Below are 15,450 nucleotides of genomic sequence, written 5' to 3' on the forward strand. Positions count from 1 at the left end.
AATACGGATAAGGTGTTCCACGGACGGCTCCCTTGTTTGAGATCTCAACGAACTCATTCTGGCACATCCGATGCCGTCGGGCGCCGTCCACCCCACCAGGCCGTGACCTTTGAGCGCTGCTGCGTTGAACAACAGGCAGCACTTCGTCCAGGCGGAACCTTCACCCGCCCGACTTCGGCACCAGCAACGGAATGACGCGGTCGCTCTTGGCGACCGACGGTCGGCCCGCCGAACCGTAGGGAATCCCCAACGCATCCCATGTCTCGACCAGCGCGTCCTGCAGGGACGCAATCAGCGCGTCCGAATGGAACGGTGTCGGGGTGATGCGCAGCCGCTCGGTGCCGCGCGGCACTGTCGGGTAGTTGATCGGCTGGATGTAGATGCCGTGCACACCGAGCAGGCGGTCGCTGGCCATCTTGCAGAGCTCGGGATCGCCGACCAGAAGGGGCACGATGTGGGTAGGCGACTCCATCACCGGCAGGCCGGCCGCGGCCAGCACTTGCTTGGTCCGTGTCGCCTGACGCAGCTGCGCATCGCGCTCGGCCTGGGAGCGCTTGAGATGGCGGATCGAGGTGGTTGCCGCGGCGGCGATCGCCGGCGGCAACGCCGTGGTAAAGATGAAGCCCGGCGCATAGGAGCGCACCGCGTCGATCACCGCAGTGTTGCCGGCGATGTAGCCGCCAAGCGTACCGAACGCCTTGGCCAGCGTGCCCTCGATGATGTCGATGCGGTCGGCCAGCCCTTCGCGCTCGGTGATGCCGCCGCCGCGCGGCCCGTACATGCCGACGGCGTGGACCTCGTCGATGTAGGTCATGGCGTTGTAGCGCTCGGCGAGATCGACGATCTGCTTGATCGGCGCGATGTCGCCGTCCATCGAATAGACGCTCTCGAAGACAATCAGCTTGGCGCGCTCGCGGCCGGCCGTCTGCAGCAGGCTTTCGAGATGCGCGACGTCGTTATGGCGGAAGATCTTCTTCTCGGCGCCTGAGCGCCGCACGCCCTCGATCATCGAAGCGTGGTTGAGCTCGTCCGAGATGATCAGGCAATTGGGAAGCAGCTTTGCAATGGTCGAGATCGACGCCTCGTTGGAAACGAAGCCGGAGGTGAAAACCAGTGCGGCTTCCTTGTCGTGCAGGTCGGCCAGCTCCAGTTCGAGCTCGACCAGCGGGTTGCTGGTGCCGGAAATGTTGCGGGTGCCGCCGGCCCCCGACCCCATCTTGCCTGCCGCCTTCTGGAACGCGGCAATGACGTCGGGATGCTGGCCCATGCCGAGATAGTCGTTGGAGCACCAGACGGTGATTTCCTCGGCGCGGCCATTGGCGCGCCAGATGGCGCGCGGGAATTTCCCGACGATACGCTCAAGGTCGGCGAAGACGCGGTAGCGACGCTCCGCATGGAGCTGGTCGATCGCTTCCTCGAAAAACCGCTGGTAATTCATGTCGCCTTCCCAGTTTTGCGCGGGATCATAGTCATTGGCCCATTCATCGTCCACCTGGCCTTTTTGGTCAAAATGCCACGCCCCGAGCCTGTTCCTAACGACCACGGAACGTGGCCTATTCCCTTGATGTGGATCAATCTTGTTTCAGGACAATGCCACGCGCCGATGAGACTGGTTACCGCAGGTTTTAATGGCCTGGCGGCAGATTTTCCAGTACGGCGACGATTGAGACAGTTCCGACAAATCATGAATAGCGAGGATGCGGATGACGGTTTTGGTGACAGGCGGTGCCGGCTATATCGGTAGCCATATGGTCTGGGAATTGCTGGACACGGGCGACAACGTCGTCGTCCTCGACCGGCTTTCCACCGGCTTTGAATGGGCGGTCGCCCCGGAAGCAAAGCTCGTCGTCGGGGAGGTCGCCGACAGGGAACTGGTCGCCTCGATCATTCGCGACAATAAGGTCGACGCGATCATCCATTTCGCCGGCTCGATCGTGGTCCCCGAATCGGTCGCCGACCCGCTTGCCTATTACGAGAACAACACCTGCAAGACGCGCACCTTGATCGAGACCGCGGTGCGCGAAGGCGTGCCCAATTTCATCTTTTCCTCGACCGCCGCCGTCTATGGCGGCGCCGGCCTGGAGCCGGTGCGCGAGGATGCCCGGCTTGCGCCGGAATCGCCCTATGGCCTGTCCAAGCTGATGAGCGAATGGATGCTGCGCGACGCGGCGATTGCCCATGGGTTGCGCTATACGGCGCTGCGCTATTTCAACGTCGCCGGCGCCGATCCGAAGGGCCGCACCGGCCAATCGACGCCCGGTGCCACGCATCTGATCAAGGTCGCTTGCGAGACGGCGCTCGGCAAGCGCCCCTTCATGCAGGTGTTCGGCACCGACTATCCGACGCCGGACGGTACCTGCATGCGCGACTATATCCACGTCAGCGACCTGGCGGCGGCGCATCGGTTGGCGCTTCAGCGGCTGCGTGCCGGCGGATCGAGCCTGGTCGCCAATTGTGGTTACAGCCACGGCTATTCGGTGCTCGAGGTCATCGACAGCGTCCGCCGCGTCTTCGGCCATGATTTCGACGTGCGGATGGGCGATCGCCGCGCCGGCGACGCCGCCGCGGTCGTCGCCAATTCGGAGCTGGCGCGCGGCGAGCTCGGCTGGACCCCGCAGCGCGACAACCTCGACCAGATCGTTGCCGATGCGCTTGCCTGGGAGCGCATCCTGACCAGCAAGAATTCGGCTCTGGGGTGAAGAAGGGCTCTCCGCAAAGGTTGGCTCAGCGCGCTGGGGGCGGAATGAAAATCCTGGTGCTTGGGGCCGGCGTCGTCGGTACGGCGGCGGCCTTTTATCTGGCCAGCGACGGCCATGAGGTGACGGTGATCGAGCGCCATCCGGCGGCGGCACGCGGCACCAGCCGGTCGAATGCCGGCCTGGTGTCGCCCGGGGATGCCACCGCCTGGGCCTCGCCCGCCGCGCTGAAGACGTTCCTGCGCGGCCTCTACAACCACGATCTCGGCATCAAGGTGCGGCTGCGCTTCGATCCGTATTTTTTCGCCTGGAGCCTGCGCTTCCTGCGCCAGTGCACGCATAAGCGCATGCGCGCCAACACCGACGTCAAGCTTCGTCTGGCGCTCTATTCGCGCGACTGCATCAACGCCGTCTCGGCCGAAACCGGCATCCACTATGACGAGCGCAAGAAAGGCATTCTCTATTTCTTCCGCTCGCAGCAGAGCTTCGATACCGGCACCGACAACTATCGCTATCTCGGCGAACACGGCCTGCCGATCGAGATCGTCGGCCGCGACCGGCTGGTCGAGCTCGAGCCCGGCCTTGCCGGCGCCAAGGACAAGATAGCCGGCGGCGTCTATTCGCCGATCGACCAGACCGGCGACTCCAGCCAATTCACGCAGAACCTCGCTGCCTATGCCGCCGAGAAACTCGGCGTCCAATTCCTCTACGGCACCACGGTCGAAGGCCTCGACATCGACGGCGACCGGGTGCGCGCCGTGATGACCTCGGCCGGCCCGGTGGCGGGTGACGCAGTGGTCATTTCCATGGGGCCGGAGAGCGGTCTGCTCGGCCGCCGCTACGGCATCGATCTGCCCGTCTATCCCGTGAAGGGCTATACCGTGACTGTTCCGCTGGAAGATGAAAGCAAGGGGCCGATCATGGGTGGCGCCGACGAGGACCGGCTGATCGGCTATTCCAGGCTGGGAAATCGGCTGCGGATGTCCTCGACGGCGGAGTTCACCGGGTTCGACCGCACGTTCAAGCCACGCGATTTCAACTCGATCCTGAACACCGCCAAGGACCTGTTCCCCGGCGCTTTCGACGAGAGCAAGGCCGAGCTCTGGGCTGGACTTCGCCCGATGATGCCGAACTCTGTGCCGGTCATCGGCCGGGCGCGGTACGACAATCTCTACCTCGACACCGGCCACGGTCATCTCGGCTGGACCATGGCCTGCGGCTCGGGAAAGTTCCTTGCCGATGTGGTCGCCGGCCGCAAGCCGGAGATCGATCCGCAAGGATTGCTCTATGCGGGCTAGGCATCTCCGGACATCAGGGCGCCATGAGCTCGGCGGTCAGGCTCGTTCGTCGACCGCTGAACGCCAGGAGCGCACGTAACTTGTCCAGAGTGGATCGGCCGACGGTTCGGTCCTTTCGCCTCTGCCTTGCGGTGTCCCCTGGTCCGACGCCAGCAAGGCGGCGCCGATACTGGTGCCGGTGGCGGCCTCGGAGGCGATGACGCCACGCGCCGTCGCCGCAGCCAGCATGCGGGTGAACAGCCGGTTGCGGGCGAAGGGTCCTTCGACGATGGTTGGACCGTCCGCGCCGATCAGGTCGAGGCAGGTCGCGGTCATCAGCGCCAGGTAGAACGAGATGGTGACAAAGCGCTGGCCGACGCTCATACCGTCCGCGTTAAGCCATGATGCGGTATGATGCGGAAACGGGCCCGAACCCTGTTGGGTCGAGGGCAATAGGGACGTCTTGCGCGCCAGCACCGTGGCAACATCGTCTTCCGTCCAGTTCTCCGATTGGCCCTCGGTCAGCACGGAAAACTCGCGGCCACCCATGAAGCGCGCCGACGGCACGGGATCGCCGAGCGCGTTGACATTGACCAGCGTATCGCGGGCCGGGTCGAGCGCGATCTTGTTGCCGCCAACCGCCATCGACACCACCCAGGTGCCGGTCGAGACCACGGAGAAAGGCGGTCGGTCGGACAGGAGATGTGGCAGCAGCGAGGCGTTGGAATCGTGCAGGCCGCAAAACACCGGCGTTTGCGGGTCGAGCCCGGTCCGTGTCGCAAGCGCGGGCAGGATCGGGCCCAAGCGGTCCTTGGCCTGCCGCACCGGCGCCATTAGCCGGCGCCATTGCAGCCGGTCGACCAGCGACGAATAATCCGCTTTCCACGGGTTCCACAGATCGGTGTGGCAGCCGAGCGAAGTCACCTCGCTGGCGGCGACGCCGGTCAGGCGCAAGGCCCAGTATTGCGGATACATCAGGATCGCGGCGGTTCTGGCGAAATCCGCCGGAAAGCGCTTCTGCTGCCAGAACAGCTGCGCGCCGAGATTGAGGCCGGCCGGCAGGCGCGGCGTGCCGGTCTCGGAGAACGCCGGACGGATCGTGTCATAGTCCCCGGCAAGGGCATCCGGACCGTCGAATTCGTAGTCGAGCACCGGCAGCGCCAGCTCGCCTGATGCGTCGACCAGCACGGACGTTGCGCCATGGGTGGTGATCGATATCGCATCGATGCGCTGCTCGCAGTCGATCTCGGCCAGGCTGCCAAGGATAAACGCCCATAACCGCTCGACGTCATGGTGCGGGTATGGGCCTTGCCGAACCGGCTCGTTCACAATCCTGCGCAGCGTGACTTCGCTTGCTGCGGCAAGATCGACCAGCGCCACCTTGGCGTTGGTCTTGCCGATATCGATGACGGCGACGTGGCGGGTCATTCCATATGGAACATTGTTTCCAGCGGCACCGCCACCGGCTCGTTGTTCGGCTTGGTCTCCATGATGTCCGCCATCTCGGCCCACCAACGCTGCATCACCGGATGCTTCGGCAATTCGTCCATGCCGTGGTCGTCACGGCGCCACAGCACGCCGAACAAGGTGTTGGTCTCTTCGTCGAGATGGATCGAGTAATCGGAGATACCGGCCTGCTTGAGCAGCGCGACCAGCGACGGCCAGATGTCGTCGTGGCGCTTCTTGTATTCGGCCTTCATGCCCGGATTGAGCTTCATCTTGAACGCGTATTTCTCCGGCATCAGGCAAAGCGCTCCCGCCGTACTCGCCGCCACAGGATCGGCAGCGCGATGACGATGATCAGCAGCAGGCCGATGAAGATCGACATAACAATCCCTGGCACATTGAGCAGGCCGAGGCCGAAGGTCACCAGCCCCATGATGAAGGCCGCGAGCACGACGCCCACTATGCTGCCGGCCCCGCCCAGGATGCTGACGCCACCAAGCACCACCATGGTGATGACTTCCAGCTCATAGCCCTGCGCGATCGACGGCCGGGTCGAGCCGAGCCGCGATGTGATCAGCACCGAGGCGATGCCCGCCATCAGGCCGGTCAGGCAAAACAGGATGAATTTGATACGGCCGACGCGTACGCCGGAAAACTGCGCCGCGACCGGGTTGTTACCGATGGCAAAGACCCGGCGGCCGAAGCTCGTCCGGTGCAGAAGGAACCAGTAGACGACTGCCGCGACCAGGAAAAGCGTCAGTTCGAACGACACCACCCACCAGACATAGCCCTGGCCGAAGAAGGCGAAGCTCGCGGGATAGCCCTTGTAGGCCTGGTCGCCGAGGATGATGAAGGCAATGCCGCGAAACAGGCTCATCGTGCCGATGGTGACGACGATCGACGGCAAGCCGAGCCTGGTGACGAGCAGTCCGTTGAAGGCGCCGCAGCCGAGCCCGACGACGAGGCCGATTGCCACCAGTTCAGGCATGCCGGCGCCGGCCTGCACCGCCATGCCCATCATTGTTGAAGCCAGCGCGATGATGGCGGCCACCGACAGGTCGATTTCGCCGGAGATGATCAGCAGCGCCATGGCCAGCGCGATCAGCGCCTTTTCCGTGAAGTTGAAGGTCAGGTCCGACAACGACCACGCGTCGAGGAAGTAGGGCGAGGCAAAGCTGTTGACGGCAAAGATGGCAACCGCCACGACGACCAGCAGCGCCTCCCATGAGAAGATCGCCGACGTCAACGGCTTGTCGAGCCGGTCGGGAATGTGGCGTGCGGCAGGGGTGTCGGTCATGCCGCTTCCGCCTTTTTGAGAATGATGCGGCCTTGCCGGCGTTCGCCGCGCGCGTTGAGCACCACGGCCAGGATGATGGCGCTGCCTGAAATCGCCATCTGCCAGAAAGGTGAGATGTTGATCACCGGCAGCGCGTTGGAGATGATGCCGAGGAACAGCGCGCCGAGCACCGCGCCGCCGACCGAACCGATGCCGCCGGCGATCGAGATGCCGCCGATGACGCAGGCGGCGATGATGTTGAGCTCATAGCCGTTGGCGACCTCGACCGAGGCGATGACGTAGCGCGAAATCCACAGATAGCCGCAGAGGCCGCCGATCATCCCCGAGATGCAGAAGACGATGAATTTCGTCCGTCCGACATCGATGCCGGCATAGACCGATGCGGTCGGGTTGACGCCGATGGCATAGATCGAGCGGCCGAGCGCGGTGCGCGTCATCACGAGGAAGAACAGCGCAATAACCAGCAGGGCGATCCACGACAGTACCGGAATGCCGAGGAAAGCCGCGCGCTGCAGGCCGATGAACTCAGCGCTCATCTGGTCGGCGTTGACCCAGGCGCCGCCTGAAATGACGAACGTGGCGCCGCGGTAGATGGTGAGGGAGCCGAGCGTTACCACGATCGAGGGAATGTTCAGCCGCCATACCAGCAGGCCGTTGATGGCGCCGAGCACCAGGCCGACCAGCAATGCGATGACGATCAGCAGCGGGATCGGGATCGCCGGATGCGCGGCGTTCAGCATTGCCACCACCATGCCGGTGAAGCAGAGATTTGAAGCCATCGACAGGTCGATCGAGCGGGTCAGGATGACGACCATCTGGCCGAGCGCCAGGATCATCAGGATCGACGTGTCGTTGAACACCTGGCGCAGGTTGGCCGGATCGGCAAAACCTGGAAACCGCGTGGAGATCAGCCCGATCAGCACGACGATTGCCGCCAGCAGCCAGACCTCGCGGTGTTTGAGAAGAGCCTTCATGCCGCGATCCCCGCTGCCGTCCTGACCAAGGTTTCGGCGTCGAGCCCTTTATTGTCGTAGACCGCGGCAATGCGGCCCTCGCGCATAACGACGACGCGGTCCGACATGCCGAGGATTTCCGGCAATTCGGACGACACCATGATCACCGACAGGCCTTGCGCGACGAGCTCGGCCATGAAGCCGTGCACGGCCGCCTTCGAGCCGATGTCGATGCCCTTGGTCGGCTCGTCCAGGATGATCACCTTGGGCGCGGTCGCCAGCCATTTGGCGATGACGATCTTCTGCTGGTTGCCGCCCGACAGCGTGCCGACGTCCTGGCTGAGCGAGGAGGCGCGCAGATCGAGCCGCTCGGTGTAGGAGCGGGCCAGCGCGAACTCTTCGGCCAGCCGCAATATGCCGGACTTGGATGTCCGTTTGAGCGAGGGCAGCGAGACATTCTGGAAGATCGGCAGGCCGATCACCACGCCTTGCTTGCCGCGCTCCTCCGGCACATAGACGATGCCGGCGTCGATCGAATCCGCCGCCGATTTCGGCGCGATTGCCTTACCCTCCAGCGTGATCGTGCCGCCGCTGGTGCGGGTGATGCCTGATATCGCCTGCATCACCTCGCTGCGCCCGGCGCCGACAAGGCCGTAGAAGCCGAGGATTTCGCCCCTGTGCAGCTCGAAGCCTATGTCGTCGAACTCGGTCGGGTGCGACAGGCCGGAGACGGCCAGCACCGGCGCGCCGATCTCGGCCTTGCGCTGCGGAAAGATGTGATCGACCGAGCGGCCGACCATCATGCGCACGATCTGGCTCTGGCCGGCGTCCTTGATCAGGCCTTCGCCGACCATCTCGCCGTCGCGGAACACGGTATAGCGGTCGGCGATGCGGTAGATCTCATCGAATTTGTGGCTGATGAACAGGATCGCCTTGCCGTCGCTCTTGAGGAATTCGATCAGCAGGAAAAGCTCTTCGATCTCCTTCATCGAAAGCGCTGCCGTCGGCTCGTCCATGATGACGATCCGCGCGTCGATGGACATGGCGCGGGCAACCGCGACTAGGTGCTTGTTGGCAATGCCGAGGTCCTTCAGCCTGGCGTCGGCGTCGATATGGCCGGCGCCCATCGTGTCGAGCACCTCGCGGGCATTCTTGCGCATGGTGCGCCAGTCGATGGTTTTGAAACGCGTGCGCGGCGCATGGCCGAGGAAGATGTTTTCGGCCACCGCCAGGTCGTCGAACAGCACGGTTTCCTGGTGGATGGCGGTGATGCCATGCCCGAACGCGGCGTGGGCGCTGGGCAGTATGACCGGCTGGCCGTCGATGCTGATCGTGCCAGCATCCGGCTGGTAGATGCCGGTCATGATCTTGACCAGCGTCGACTTGCCGGCGCCGTTTTCGCCGATCAGCGCGGTTACCTGGCCGGGATAGAGCGACAGGCCGACATTGTGCAGCGCCCGCACGCCGGGAAAGCTTTTCGAGATGCCGGACAGCGTCAGGCGCGGTCCGGATGACAAAGGCGCTTCATGTGCCACTTCGTGCTGGGCTGTCGTGTCCATAATCGTATCAAGCCCTGTAGCAAGGTTCGTTTGAAAGCGCGGCGGAACCTGAGCCCCGCCGCACCGTTTCGAAGGTCCCAGGATCAATAGATCTTGGAGAACTTTTCGATGTTCGACTTGTCGAACTGGAAGGGCGGAGCCATCGCAGCCGAGTTGGTGTCGTCGAGCGTGACCTTGCCGACGCGGCCGATCGACAGCGTAGCACCGGGCTTGGCCTCTTCCTTCTTCACCGCCAGGTCGTGGGCGAGGTAGACGGCGGAGTAGCCGAGATCGATCGGGTTCCACAGCGCAACCGCCTGGCTGGCGCCATTGTCGATGAACTTTTTGAACTCCGACGGCAGCGCCAGGCCGGTGACGTTGACCTTGCCGATCAGGCCTTCATCGGTCACCACCTGCGCGGCGGCAACGACGCCGACCGTGGTCGGTGCGATGATCGCCTTGAGGTTCGGATAGGACTTCAGCAGGCCCTTGGCTTCGTCCGTGCTCTTGGCCGAGTCGTCGTCGCCATAGACGGTGGCGACGAGCTTGATCTTGGGGAACTTCTCCGGCAGCACCTTCTTGGCCGCGTCGATCCAGGCATTCTGGTTGGTCGCGGTCGAAGAAGCCGACAGGATGGCGACATCGCCGCCTTCCGGCAGGTAGTCGGCGGCCAGCTTGATGATGGTCTCGCCGATCAGGTTGGTATCGGAGGGGTTGAGGTGAAGCTGGCGTCCTTCCGGCGCGACGCCTGAATCCCACGAGATGACGGTAATGCCGCGCTGCATCGCCTTCTTCAGCACTGGCACCAGCGCGTCGGCGTCGTTCGCCGAAATGGCGATGGCATTGACCTTCTGGGCGATCAGCGAATTGACCACTTCGATCTGCGCTTCGGCGGTCGCCTTGGTCGGGCCGGTGTAGATGATGTCGACATCGCCGAGCTCCTTGGCCGCCTCTTCGGCGCCCTTGTTGGCGGCGTCGAAGAAGCCGTTGCCGAGCGACTTCACCACCAGCGCGATCTTGACGTTTTCGGCGTAGGCGGCATTCACGAACATGGCGGCGGAGAACGCCGCCGTAACCATCAGTTTCTTCAGAAAGCTCATCGAATATCCTCCCTTGAGCGTTGCATTCCATCGCCGCTGCGGGCGCGAGTGGTTCTCAGGCCTGCAGCGAAGATTCTTCCTTGTTGGTTGCCGTTGTGCGGGCGATGATCAGCGTCACGCCGGCGGTCTCCAGCATCTTGGCTTCGCGATCCTCGATGGCGTCGTCGGTGATCACCGTGGCGATGCGCGACAGGCCGCACAGGATCAGGCTCGAGCGTTTGCGGAACTTCGAGGAATCGACCAGCACCACCAATTCGTCTGCCTGGTCGATCAGTTTCTGCTCGGCCTGGATCAGCAGCGGGTCGCCTTCCATAAGACCGAGCGGCCCCAGCCCTTGCGCGCCCATGAACATGCGGCGCGCGTAGAAATTGCGCGTCACGTCATTGTCGAACGGCGACAGGATGATGTTCTGCTCGCGGTAGATGGTGCCGCCCGACAGCATCACCGTGTTCTTGGAGTGCCTGAGCAAGTGCTCCGCGATCGGGAAGGAATTGGTGAAGATCGGCATGCGGCGGCCGGTCAGGAAATGCACCATCTGGAAGGTGGTGGTGCCGCCATTGATGATGATCGGCTCGCCGTCCTTGCACAGTTCGACGGCTTCCCGCGCGATTGCCCGCTTCTGCGAAGCGTTGATGGTCTCGTTGACGGAAAAGGGCCGGCCGGCCAGGCCGATGAACTGCGGCGGCGAAAGCGCCTCGGCGCCGCCGCGCACCCGGCGCAGCCGTTTTTGCACATGCAATGCCGCGATGTCGCGCCGGATCGTCGCCTCCGACGACTCCGTCAGGTCGACCATCTCCTGCACCGTCACCACAGGCTTTTCCTGGACGGCGGACAGAATGATCCTGTGGCGCTCTTTCTCGTGCATGGTTCCTCCCTGCCGGAGCATCTAGTCACCCAAAGCGCGCAGTGTCAATCATTTCCGATCAGATAATTTCATTGTGCAATGCAATATGACTGATATTGATCGTTTGTGATTGACAAGGCCGCCGCTTGCGTAGAAATTCGTACAAAAGGGACCCGCGCCGTTTGCGTGTCCCAAAGGGAGGATACCTATGCTCGACAAGCGCTCCGGCACGCGCCTCGCCAATCTTTGGGATGACGCAAAAGCGCAAGCAATGAGCGAGCCCGAACGTCTGGTCTATCGCTCGAATGTTCTTGGCTCCGACAAGCGCGTCACCAATTATGGCGGCGGCAACACCTCCTCCAAGATCTGGCAAAACGATCCGCTCACCGGCGAGAGCGTGGAAGTGCTGTGGGTCAAGGGCTCGGGCGGCGACAGCGCCTCGATCAAGCTCGACGGCTTCGCCACGCTCTACATGGACAAATTGCGCGCGCTGAAAGGTCTCTATCGCGGCCTCGAACATGAAGACGAGATGGTCGGCTATCTGCCCCATTGCACCTTCAACCTCAACCCGCGCGCGGCTTCCATCGACACGCCGCTGCATGCCTTCGTGCCGAAGCCTTATGTCGACCATATGCATCCCGATGCCATCATCGCCATTGCCGCCGCCAAGGATTCGCAGGCGCTGACCAAGGAGATCTTCGGCGACACGATCGGCTGGCTGCCATGGAAACGTCCGGGCTTCGAGCTCGGCCTGTGGCTGGAGAAATTCTGCCGCGAAAACCCCGAAGCCAAGGGTGTCGTACTGGCCAGTCATGGCCTGTTCAGCTGGGGCGACACGCCGAAGGAATGCTACGAGACGACGATCTCGGTGATCAACCAGGCGATCGACTGGTTCGAGCGCAAGAGCCAGGGCAAGCCGATTTTCGGCGGCGAAGTCGTCAAATCCCTCGATGCGCCTGCGCGTCGCGCCGCGGCCGCAAAACTGATGCCGAGGATCCGTGGCCTGATCTCGGAGAACAGCCACAAGCTCGGCCATTTCGACGATTCCCCTGCCGTGCTCGAATTCGTCAATTCCAGGGATTTGCGGCCGCTGGCGGCACTCGGCACGTCCTGCCCGGACCACTTCCTGCGAACCAAGATCCGGCCGCTGGTCATCGAGTTCGACCCCCAAAATCCCGACGTCGATGCCGTCATTGCCCGTCTTGCCGATGATGTGGCGGAGTATCGCGTCGGCTATCAGGCCTATTATGACCGCTGCAAGCACGCGGATTCGCCACCGGTGCGCGATCCGAACGCCGTCGTCTATCTGATGCCCGGCGTTGGCATGTTCACCTTCGCCGGCGACAAGGCGACGGCGCGCATATCGGGCGAGTTCTACGTCAACGCCATCAACGTCATGCGCGGTGCCTCGACGGTCTCGACCTATGTCGGCCTGCCCGACCAGGAAGCCTTCGACATCGAATACTGGCTGCTCGAAGAGGCAAAGCTGCAGCGCCTGCCGAAACCAAAGGCTCTTGCCGGCCAGATTGCGCTGGTCACCGGCGGCGCCGGCGGCATTGGCCGGGCCACCGCCAACCGGCTGCTGTGCGAGGGCGCGTGCGTCGTGCTGGCCGATATCGACGAAGCAGCCCTTGCCGGCGCCAATGACGAGCTTGCCAAGGCCTATGGCAAGGATTTCGTGCGGCCCGTAGTCATCAACGTCACGTCCGAGGATCAGGTGATCTCCGGCTTTGCCGAAACGGCGGTCGAATTCGGCGGCATCGATATTCTGGTCTCCAATGCCGGCCTGGCCTCCTCGGCGCCGATCGAGGACACCGCGCTGACGCTGTGGAACAAGAACATGGACATCCTGTCGACCGGCTATTTCCTGGTTTCGCGGGAGGCGTTCCGGCTGTTTCGGGCGCAGAAGATCGGCGGCAACGTCGTCTTCGTCGCCTCCAAGAATGGGCTTGCCGCATCGCCAAACGCCGCCGCCTATTGCACTGCCAAGGCCGCCGAAATCCATCTGGCACGCTGCCTGGCGCTGGAAGGCGCGGAAGCGCAGATCAGGGTCAATGTCGTCAACCCCGACGCCGTGCTGCGCGGCTCGAAGATCTGGAGCGGCGAATGGAAGGAACAGCGCGCCGCCGCCTACAAGATGTCGACCGACGATCTCGAGGAGCACTACCGCTCGCGTTCGATGCTGAAGCGGTCGGTGTTCCCCGAAGACATCGCCGAGGCGATCTATTTCTTCGCCTCCGATATGTCGGCCAAATCGACCGGTAACATCATCAACGTCGACGCCGGCAACGCACAGAGCTTTACGCGATAAGCAGTCGTTTGAGGGTTGGCGCCGACGCCGGAGCTTTACCCTTCTCCCCGTTACCATACGGGGAGAAGGTGCCGGTAGGCGGATGAGGGGCAGCGCCAACCGAACGCATTTGGGAGGAAACTTTAGTGTCCGAAACCATCATCTCCGCCGATGTTGTCGAGAAAGATAATGCCGCGCGCAACGCCAATCTCAAGCGCGACTACGAGTCCCTCGGCGAGCGCCTCGACCGCCGCGGCATCGCCATCGACGCCATCCGCGACAAGGTCGAGAAATTCGCCGTCGCCATCCCGTCCTGGGGCGTCGGCACCGGCGGCACCCGCTTTGCCCGCTTTCCCGGCGCCGGAGAGCCGCGTGACATTTTCGACAAGATCGAGGACTGCGCCGTCATCCGGCAATTGACGCAGGCGACCCCGACCGTCTCGCTGCATATTCCCTGGGACAAGGCCGATCCGAACCGGCTGAAGCAGGCGGCATCCCGCTTCGGCCTCGGCTTCGACGCCATCAACTCCAACACCTTCTCCGACGCCAGGGACCAAAAACTTTCCTATAAATTCGGCTCGCTGTCGCATGCCGATGCAGCGACACGCCGGCAGGCGGTCGAGCATAATCTCGAATGCATCGAGATCGGCAGGACGCTGGGCTCCAAAGCGCTGACGGTATGGATCGGTGACGGCTCGAACTTTCCCGGCCAGGTCAATTTCGCCAAGGCATTCGAGCGCTATCTCGACGCGATGAAGGAGATCTATGCCGGACTGCCGGACGGCTGGAAACTGTTCACCGAGCACAAGATGTACGAGCCGGCCTTCTATTCGACCGTCGTGCAGGATTGGGGCACCAACTACATCATCGCCAACGAGCTTGGCGACAAGGCGTTCTGTCTGGTCGACCTTGGCCATCACGCCCCCAACGTCAACATCGAGATGATCGTGTCGCGACTGATCCAGTTCAAGAAACTTGGCGGCTTCCATTTCAACGATTCGAAATATGGCGACGACGATCTCGACGCCGGCTCGATCGATCCCTACCGGCTGTTCCTCGTCTTCAATGAACTGGTCGATGCCGAGCTTGCCGGTGCCGAAGGTTTCGATCCGGCCCACATGCTCGACCAGAGCCATAACGTCACCGATCCGATAGAAAGCCTGATGTTGTCGGCGGTCGAGGTGCAGCGCGCCTATGCGCAGGCGCTGCTGGTCGACCGCAAGGCGCTCGAAGGCTTCCAGGACGCTAATGACGCGCTGATGGCGACGCAGACGCTGAAGACAGCCTATCGCACCGACGTCGAGCCTATCCTTGCCATGGCGCGGCTGAAGACCGGCGGCGCCATCGATCCGGTCGCCGCCTACCGCGCCGCCGGCTACCGGGCGAAGGTCGCAGCCGAACGGCCGGCGGTGGCGAGCGTCGGCGGCGGGATTGTTTGATATTGGCTGAAAAACGAAAACCCGCCTAAGGTGGGTCGTCGGTGCGAATCAATCGCGATTGTTGCGTTTATAAGCCCAGGCTTGGGCGGACCGCATTCCAGTCTTCCCAAGCATTCTCAAGCCTGATGTCATCATAGCCGCGCTTCTCCGCCACCTGCGCGGCGACGTCGTATGGCATCGCCATGTATGCGGCGCTGTCCCTGATCGCCACGACTTCGTCCTCAGTCAAAGGCGAGCCCTTTTGCTGTTCGCGATTGAGCAGAACCGCCACAAGCGATGGGATCGCTACCAAAACCAACTGCTCATCGGTCACGTCAGATTCTCTGTCGGCTTGTACTTCACCAGCTTCTTGAGCCGCTCGCCCAGGGGCTTCTCGTCGTCGCGTTCAGGCCCGCGGGCTACGTCCTTGAAGTTGTGGATCTGGGATTGCTTCGGATCAGCCATGCTTACGCCTGTACCATGCTCAGTGGCTGCGGCCTATCCTTGCCATGGCGCGGCTGAAGACCGGCGGCGCCATCGATCCGGTCGCCGCCTACCGCGCCGCCGGCTACCGGGCGAAGGTCGCAGCCG

General features: G+C 63.1%; 14 protein-coding genes. 4 read left to right on the forward strand and 10 right to left on the reverse strand.

Going from position 1 to position 15,450, the window contains the following annotated elements; genetic code table 11:
- Window positions 1–160 precede the first annotated feature (160 nt).
- Entirely contained in the window at window positions 161–1,438 is a 1,278-nt protein-coding gene (gene hemA / locus NKI72_RS31960) for a 5-aminolevulinate synthase (RefSeq protein WP_352448656.1), read from the reverse strand.
- Between the two features lie 265 nt (window positions 1,439–1,703).
- On the opposite strand from hemA, the gene galE reads away from it, so the two are divergent.
- Together galE and NKI72_RS31970 are read left to right on the forward strand one after the other, a co-directional pair.
- A complete protein-coding gene (gene galE, locus NKI72_RS31965) occupies window positions 1,704–2,699 on the forward strand; it encodes a UDP-glucose 4-epimerase GalE (RefSeq protein WP_352851861.1) in 996 nt (331 codons plus the stop codon).
- 44 nt (window positions 2,700–2,743) lie between these two features.
- Window positions 2,744–3,994, forward strand: a complete 1,251-nt coding sequence (locus tag NKI72_RS31970) for a D-amino acid dehydrogenase (protein WP_352851863.1) — start codon at window positions 2,744–2,746, stop codon at window positions 3,992–3,994.
- 36 nt (window positions 3,995–4,030) lie between these two features.
- Here the strand turns inward: NKI72_RS31970 and NKI72_RS31975 are convergent, their stop codons facing one another.
- The 7 genes from NKI72_RS31975 to NKI72_RS32005 form a co-directional block, all read right to left on the reverse strand.
- Window positions 4,031–5,401, reverse strand: a complete 1,371-nt coding sequence (locus tag NKI72_RS31975) for an FGGY-family carbohydrate kinase (protein ID WP_352851865.1) — start codon at window positions 5,399–5,401, stop codon at window positions 4,031–4,033.
- Window positions 5,398–5,715 carry an L-rhamnose mutarotase gene (gene rhaM / locus NKI72_RS31980; protein WP_352470130.1) on the reverse strand — a complete coding sequence of 106 codons (318 nt, stop codon included), beginning with the start codon at window positions 5,713–5,715 and terminating at the stop codon, window positions 5,398–5,400. The genes NKI72_RS31975 and rhaM overlap by 4 nt, the downstream gene beginning before the upstream one ends.
- Window positions 5,715–6,716, reverse strand: a complete 1,002-nt coding sequence (locus NKI72_RS31985; protein ID WP_352851867.1) for an ABC transporter permease — start codon at window positions 6,714–6,716, stop codon at window positions 5,715–5,717. The genes rhaM and NKI72_RS31985 overlap by 1 nt, the downstream gene beginning before the upstream one ends.
- Window positions 6,713–7,690 (reverse strand): ABC transporter permease, encoded by a 978-nt coding sequence (locus NKI72_RS31990; RefSeq protein WP_352851869.1) that lies wholly within the window; start codon window positions 7,688–7,690, stop codon window positions 6,713–6,715. Before NKI72_RS31990 ends, NKI72_RS31985 begins: the two co-directional genes overlap by 4 nt.
- Window positions 7,687–9,228: a sugar ABC transporter ATP-binding protein gene (locus NKI72_RS31995; RefSeq protein ID WP_352851871.1), complete on the reverse strand. Its 1,542-nt coding sequence runs from the start codon at window positions 9,226–9,228 to the stop codon at window positions 7,687–7,689. The genes NKI72_RS31990 and NKI72_RS31995 overlap by 4 nt, the downstream gene beginning before the upstream one ends.
- Window positions 9,229–9,311: 83 nt before the next feature.
- Complete coding sequence (rhaS, locus tag NKI72_RS32000) at window positions 9,312–10,307, reverse strand: rhamnose ABC transporter substrate-binding protein (RefSeq protein WP_352448664.1); 996 nt, start codon at window positions 10,305–10,307, stop codon at window positions 9,312–9,314.
- A 55-nt stretch (window positions 10,308–10,362) separates the two neighbouring features.
- Entirely contained in the window at window positions 10,363–11,172 is an 810-nt protein-coding gene (locus NKI72_RS32005) for a DeoR/GlpR family DNA-binding transcription regulator (RefSeq protein ID WP_352488252.1), read from the reverse strand.
- A 187-nt stretch (window positions 11,173–11,359) separates the two neighbouring features.
- On the opposite strand from NKI72_RS32005, the gene NKI72_RS32010 reads away from it, so the two are divergent.
- Together NKI72_RS32010 and rhaI are read left to right on the forward strand one after the other, a co-directional pair.
- The gene (locus NKI72_RS32010) at window positions 11,360–13,462 is read left to right on the forward strand and encodes a bifunctional rhamnulose-1-phosphate aldolase/short-chain dehydrogenase (protein WP_352851873.1); all 2,103 of its coding nucleotides are present in this window, start codon (window positions 11,360–11,362) and stop codon (window positions 13,460–13,462) included.
- A 125-nt stretch (window positions 13,463–13,587) separates the two neighbouring features.
- Window positions 13,588–14,880, forward strand: coding sequence for an L-rhamnose catabolism isomerase (gene rhaI, locus NKI72_RS32015; RefSeq protein ID WP_352470137.1), 1,293 nt, complete (start codon window positions 13,588–13,590; stop codon window positions 14,878–14,880).
- Window positions 14,881–14,947: 67 nt separating this feature from the next.
- On the opposite strand, the gene NKI72_RS32020 is transcribed toward rhaI, so the two are convergent.
- Together NKI72_RS32020 and NKI72_RS32025 are read right to left on the reverse strand one after the other, a co-directional pair.
- On the reverse strand, window positions 14,948–15,193 hold the full coding sequence (locus NKI72_RS32020; RefSeq protein ID WP_352851875.1) for a hypothetical protein: 246 nt from the start codon (window positions 15,191–15,193) through the stop codon (window positions 14,948–14,950).
- Window positions 15,190–15,324 carry a hypothetical protein gene (locus tag NKI72_RS32025; RefSeq protein ID WP_352470139.1) on the reverse strand — a complete coding sequence of 45 codons (135 nt, stop codon included), beginning with the start codon at window positions 15,322–15,324 and terminating at the stop codon, window positions 15,190–15,192. The genes NKI72_RS32020 and NKI72_RS32025 overlap by 4 nt, the downstream gene beginning before the upstream one ends.
- Window positions 15,325–15,450: the final 126 nt, after the last annotated feature.

The organism is Mesorhizobium sp. M0437 (genome assembly GCF_040321335.1).
Lineage (GTDB): Bacteria > Pseudomonadota > Alphaproteobacteria > Rhizobiales > Rhizobiaceae > Mesorhizobium.

Bases quoted from the DNA above. Each gene is read 5' to 3' on its own strand.
- NKI72_RS31990 (WP_352851869.1), bottom strand. From the start codon at position 7,690: ATGAAGGCTCTTCTCAAACACCGCGAGGTCTGGCTGCTGGCGGCAATC.
- galE (WP_352851861.1), top strand. From the start codon at position 1,704: ATGACGGTTTTGGTGACAGGCGGTGCCGGCTATATCGGTAGCCATATG.
- NKI72_RS32025 (WP_352470139.1), bottom strand. From the start codon at position 15,324: ATGGCTGATCCGAAGCAATCCCAGATCCACAACTTCAAGGACGTAGCC.
- NKI72_RS32010 (WP_352851873.1), top strand. From the start codon at position 11,360: ATGCTCGACAAGCGCTCCGGCACGCGCCTCGCCAATCTTTGGGATGAC.
- NKI72_RS31975 (WP_352851865.1), bottom strand. From the start codon at position 5,401: ATGACCCGCCACGTCGCCGTCATCGATATCGGCAAGACCAACGCCAAG.
- NKI72_RS31985 (WP_352851867.1), bottom strand. From the start codon at position 6,716: ATGACCGACACCCCTGCCGCACGCCACATTCCCGACCGGCTCGACAAG.
- NKI72_RS31970 (WP_352851863.1), top strand. From the start codon at position 2,744: ATGAAAATCCTGGTGCTTGGGGCCGGCGTCGTCGGTACGGCGGCGGCC.
- rhaM (WP_352470130.1), bottom strand. From the start codon at position 5,715: ATGCCGGAGAAATACGCGTTCAAGATGAAGCTCAATCCGGGCATGAAG.
- NKI72_RS32005 (WP_352488252.1), bottom strand. From the start codon at position 11,172: ATGCACGAGAAAGAGCGCCACAGGATCATTCTGTCCGCCGTCCAGGAA.
- rhaS (WP_352448664.1), bottom strand. From the start codon at position 10,307: ATGAGCTTTCTGAAGAAACTGATGGTTACGGCGGCGTTCTCCGCCGCC.
- NKI72_RS31995 (WP_352851871.1), bottom strand. From the start codon at position 9,228: ATGGACACGACAGCCCAGCACGAAGTGGCACATGAAGCGCCTTTGTCA.
- hemA (WP_352448656.1), bottom strand. From the start codon at position 1,438: ATGAATTACCAGCGGTTTTTCGAGGAAGCGATCGACCAGCTCCATGCG.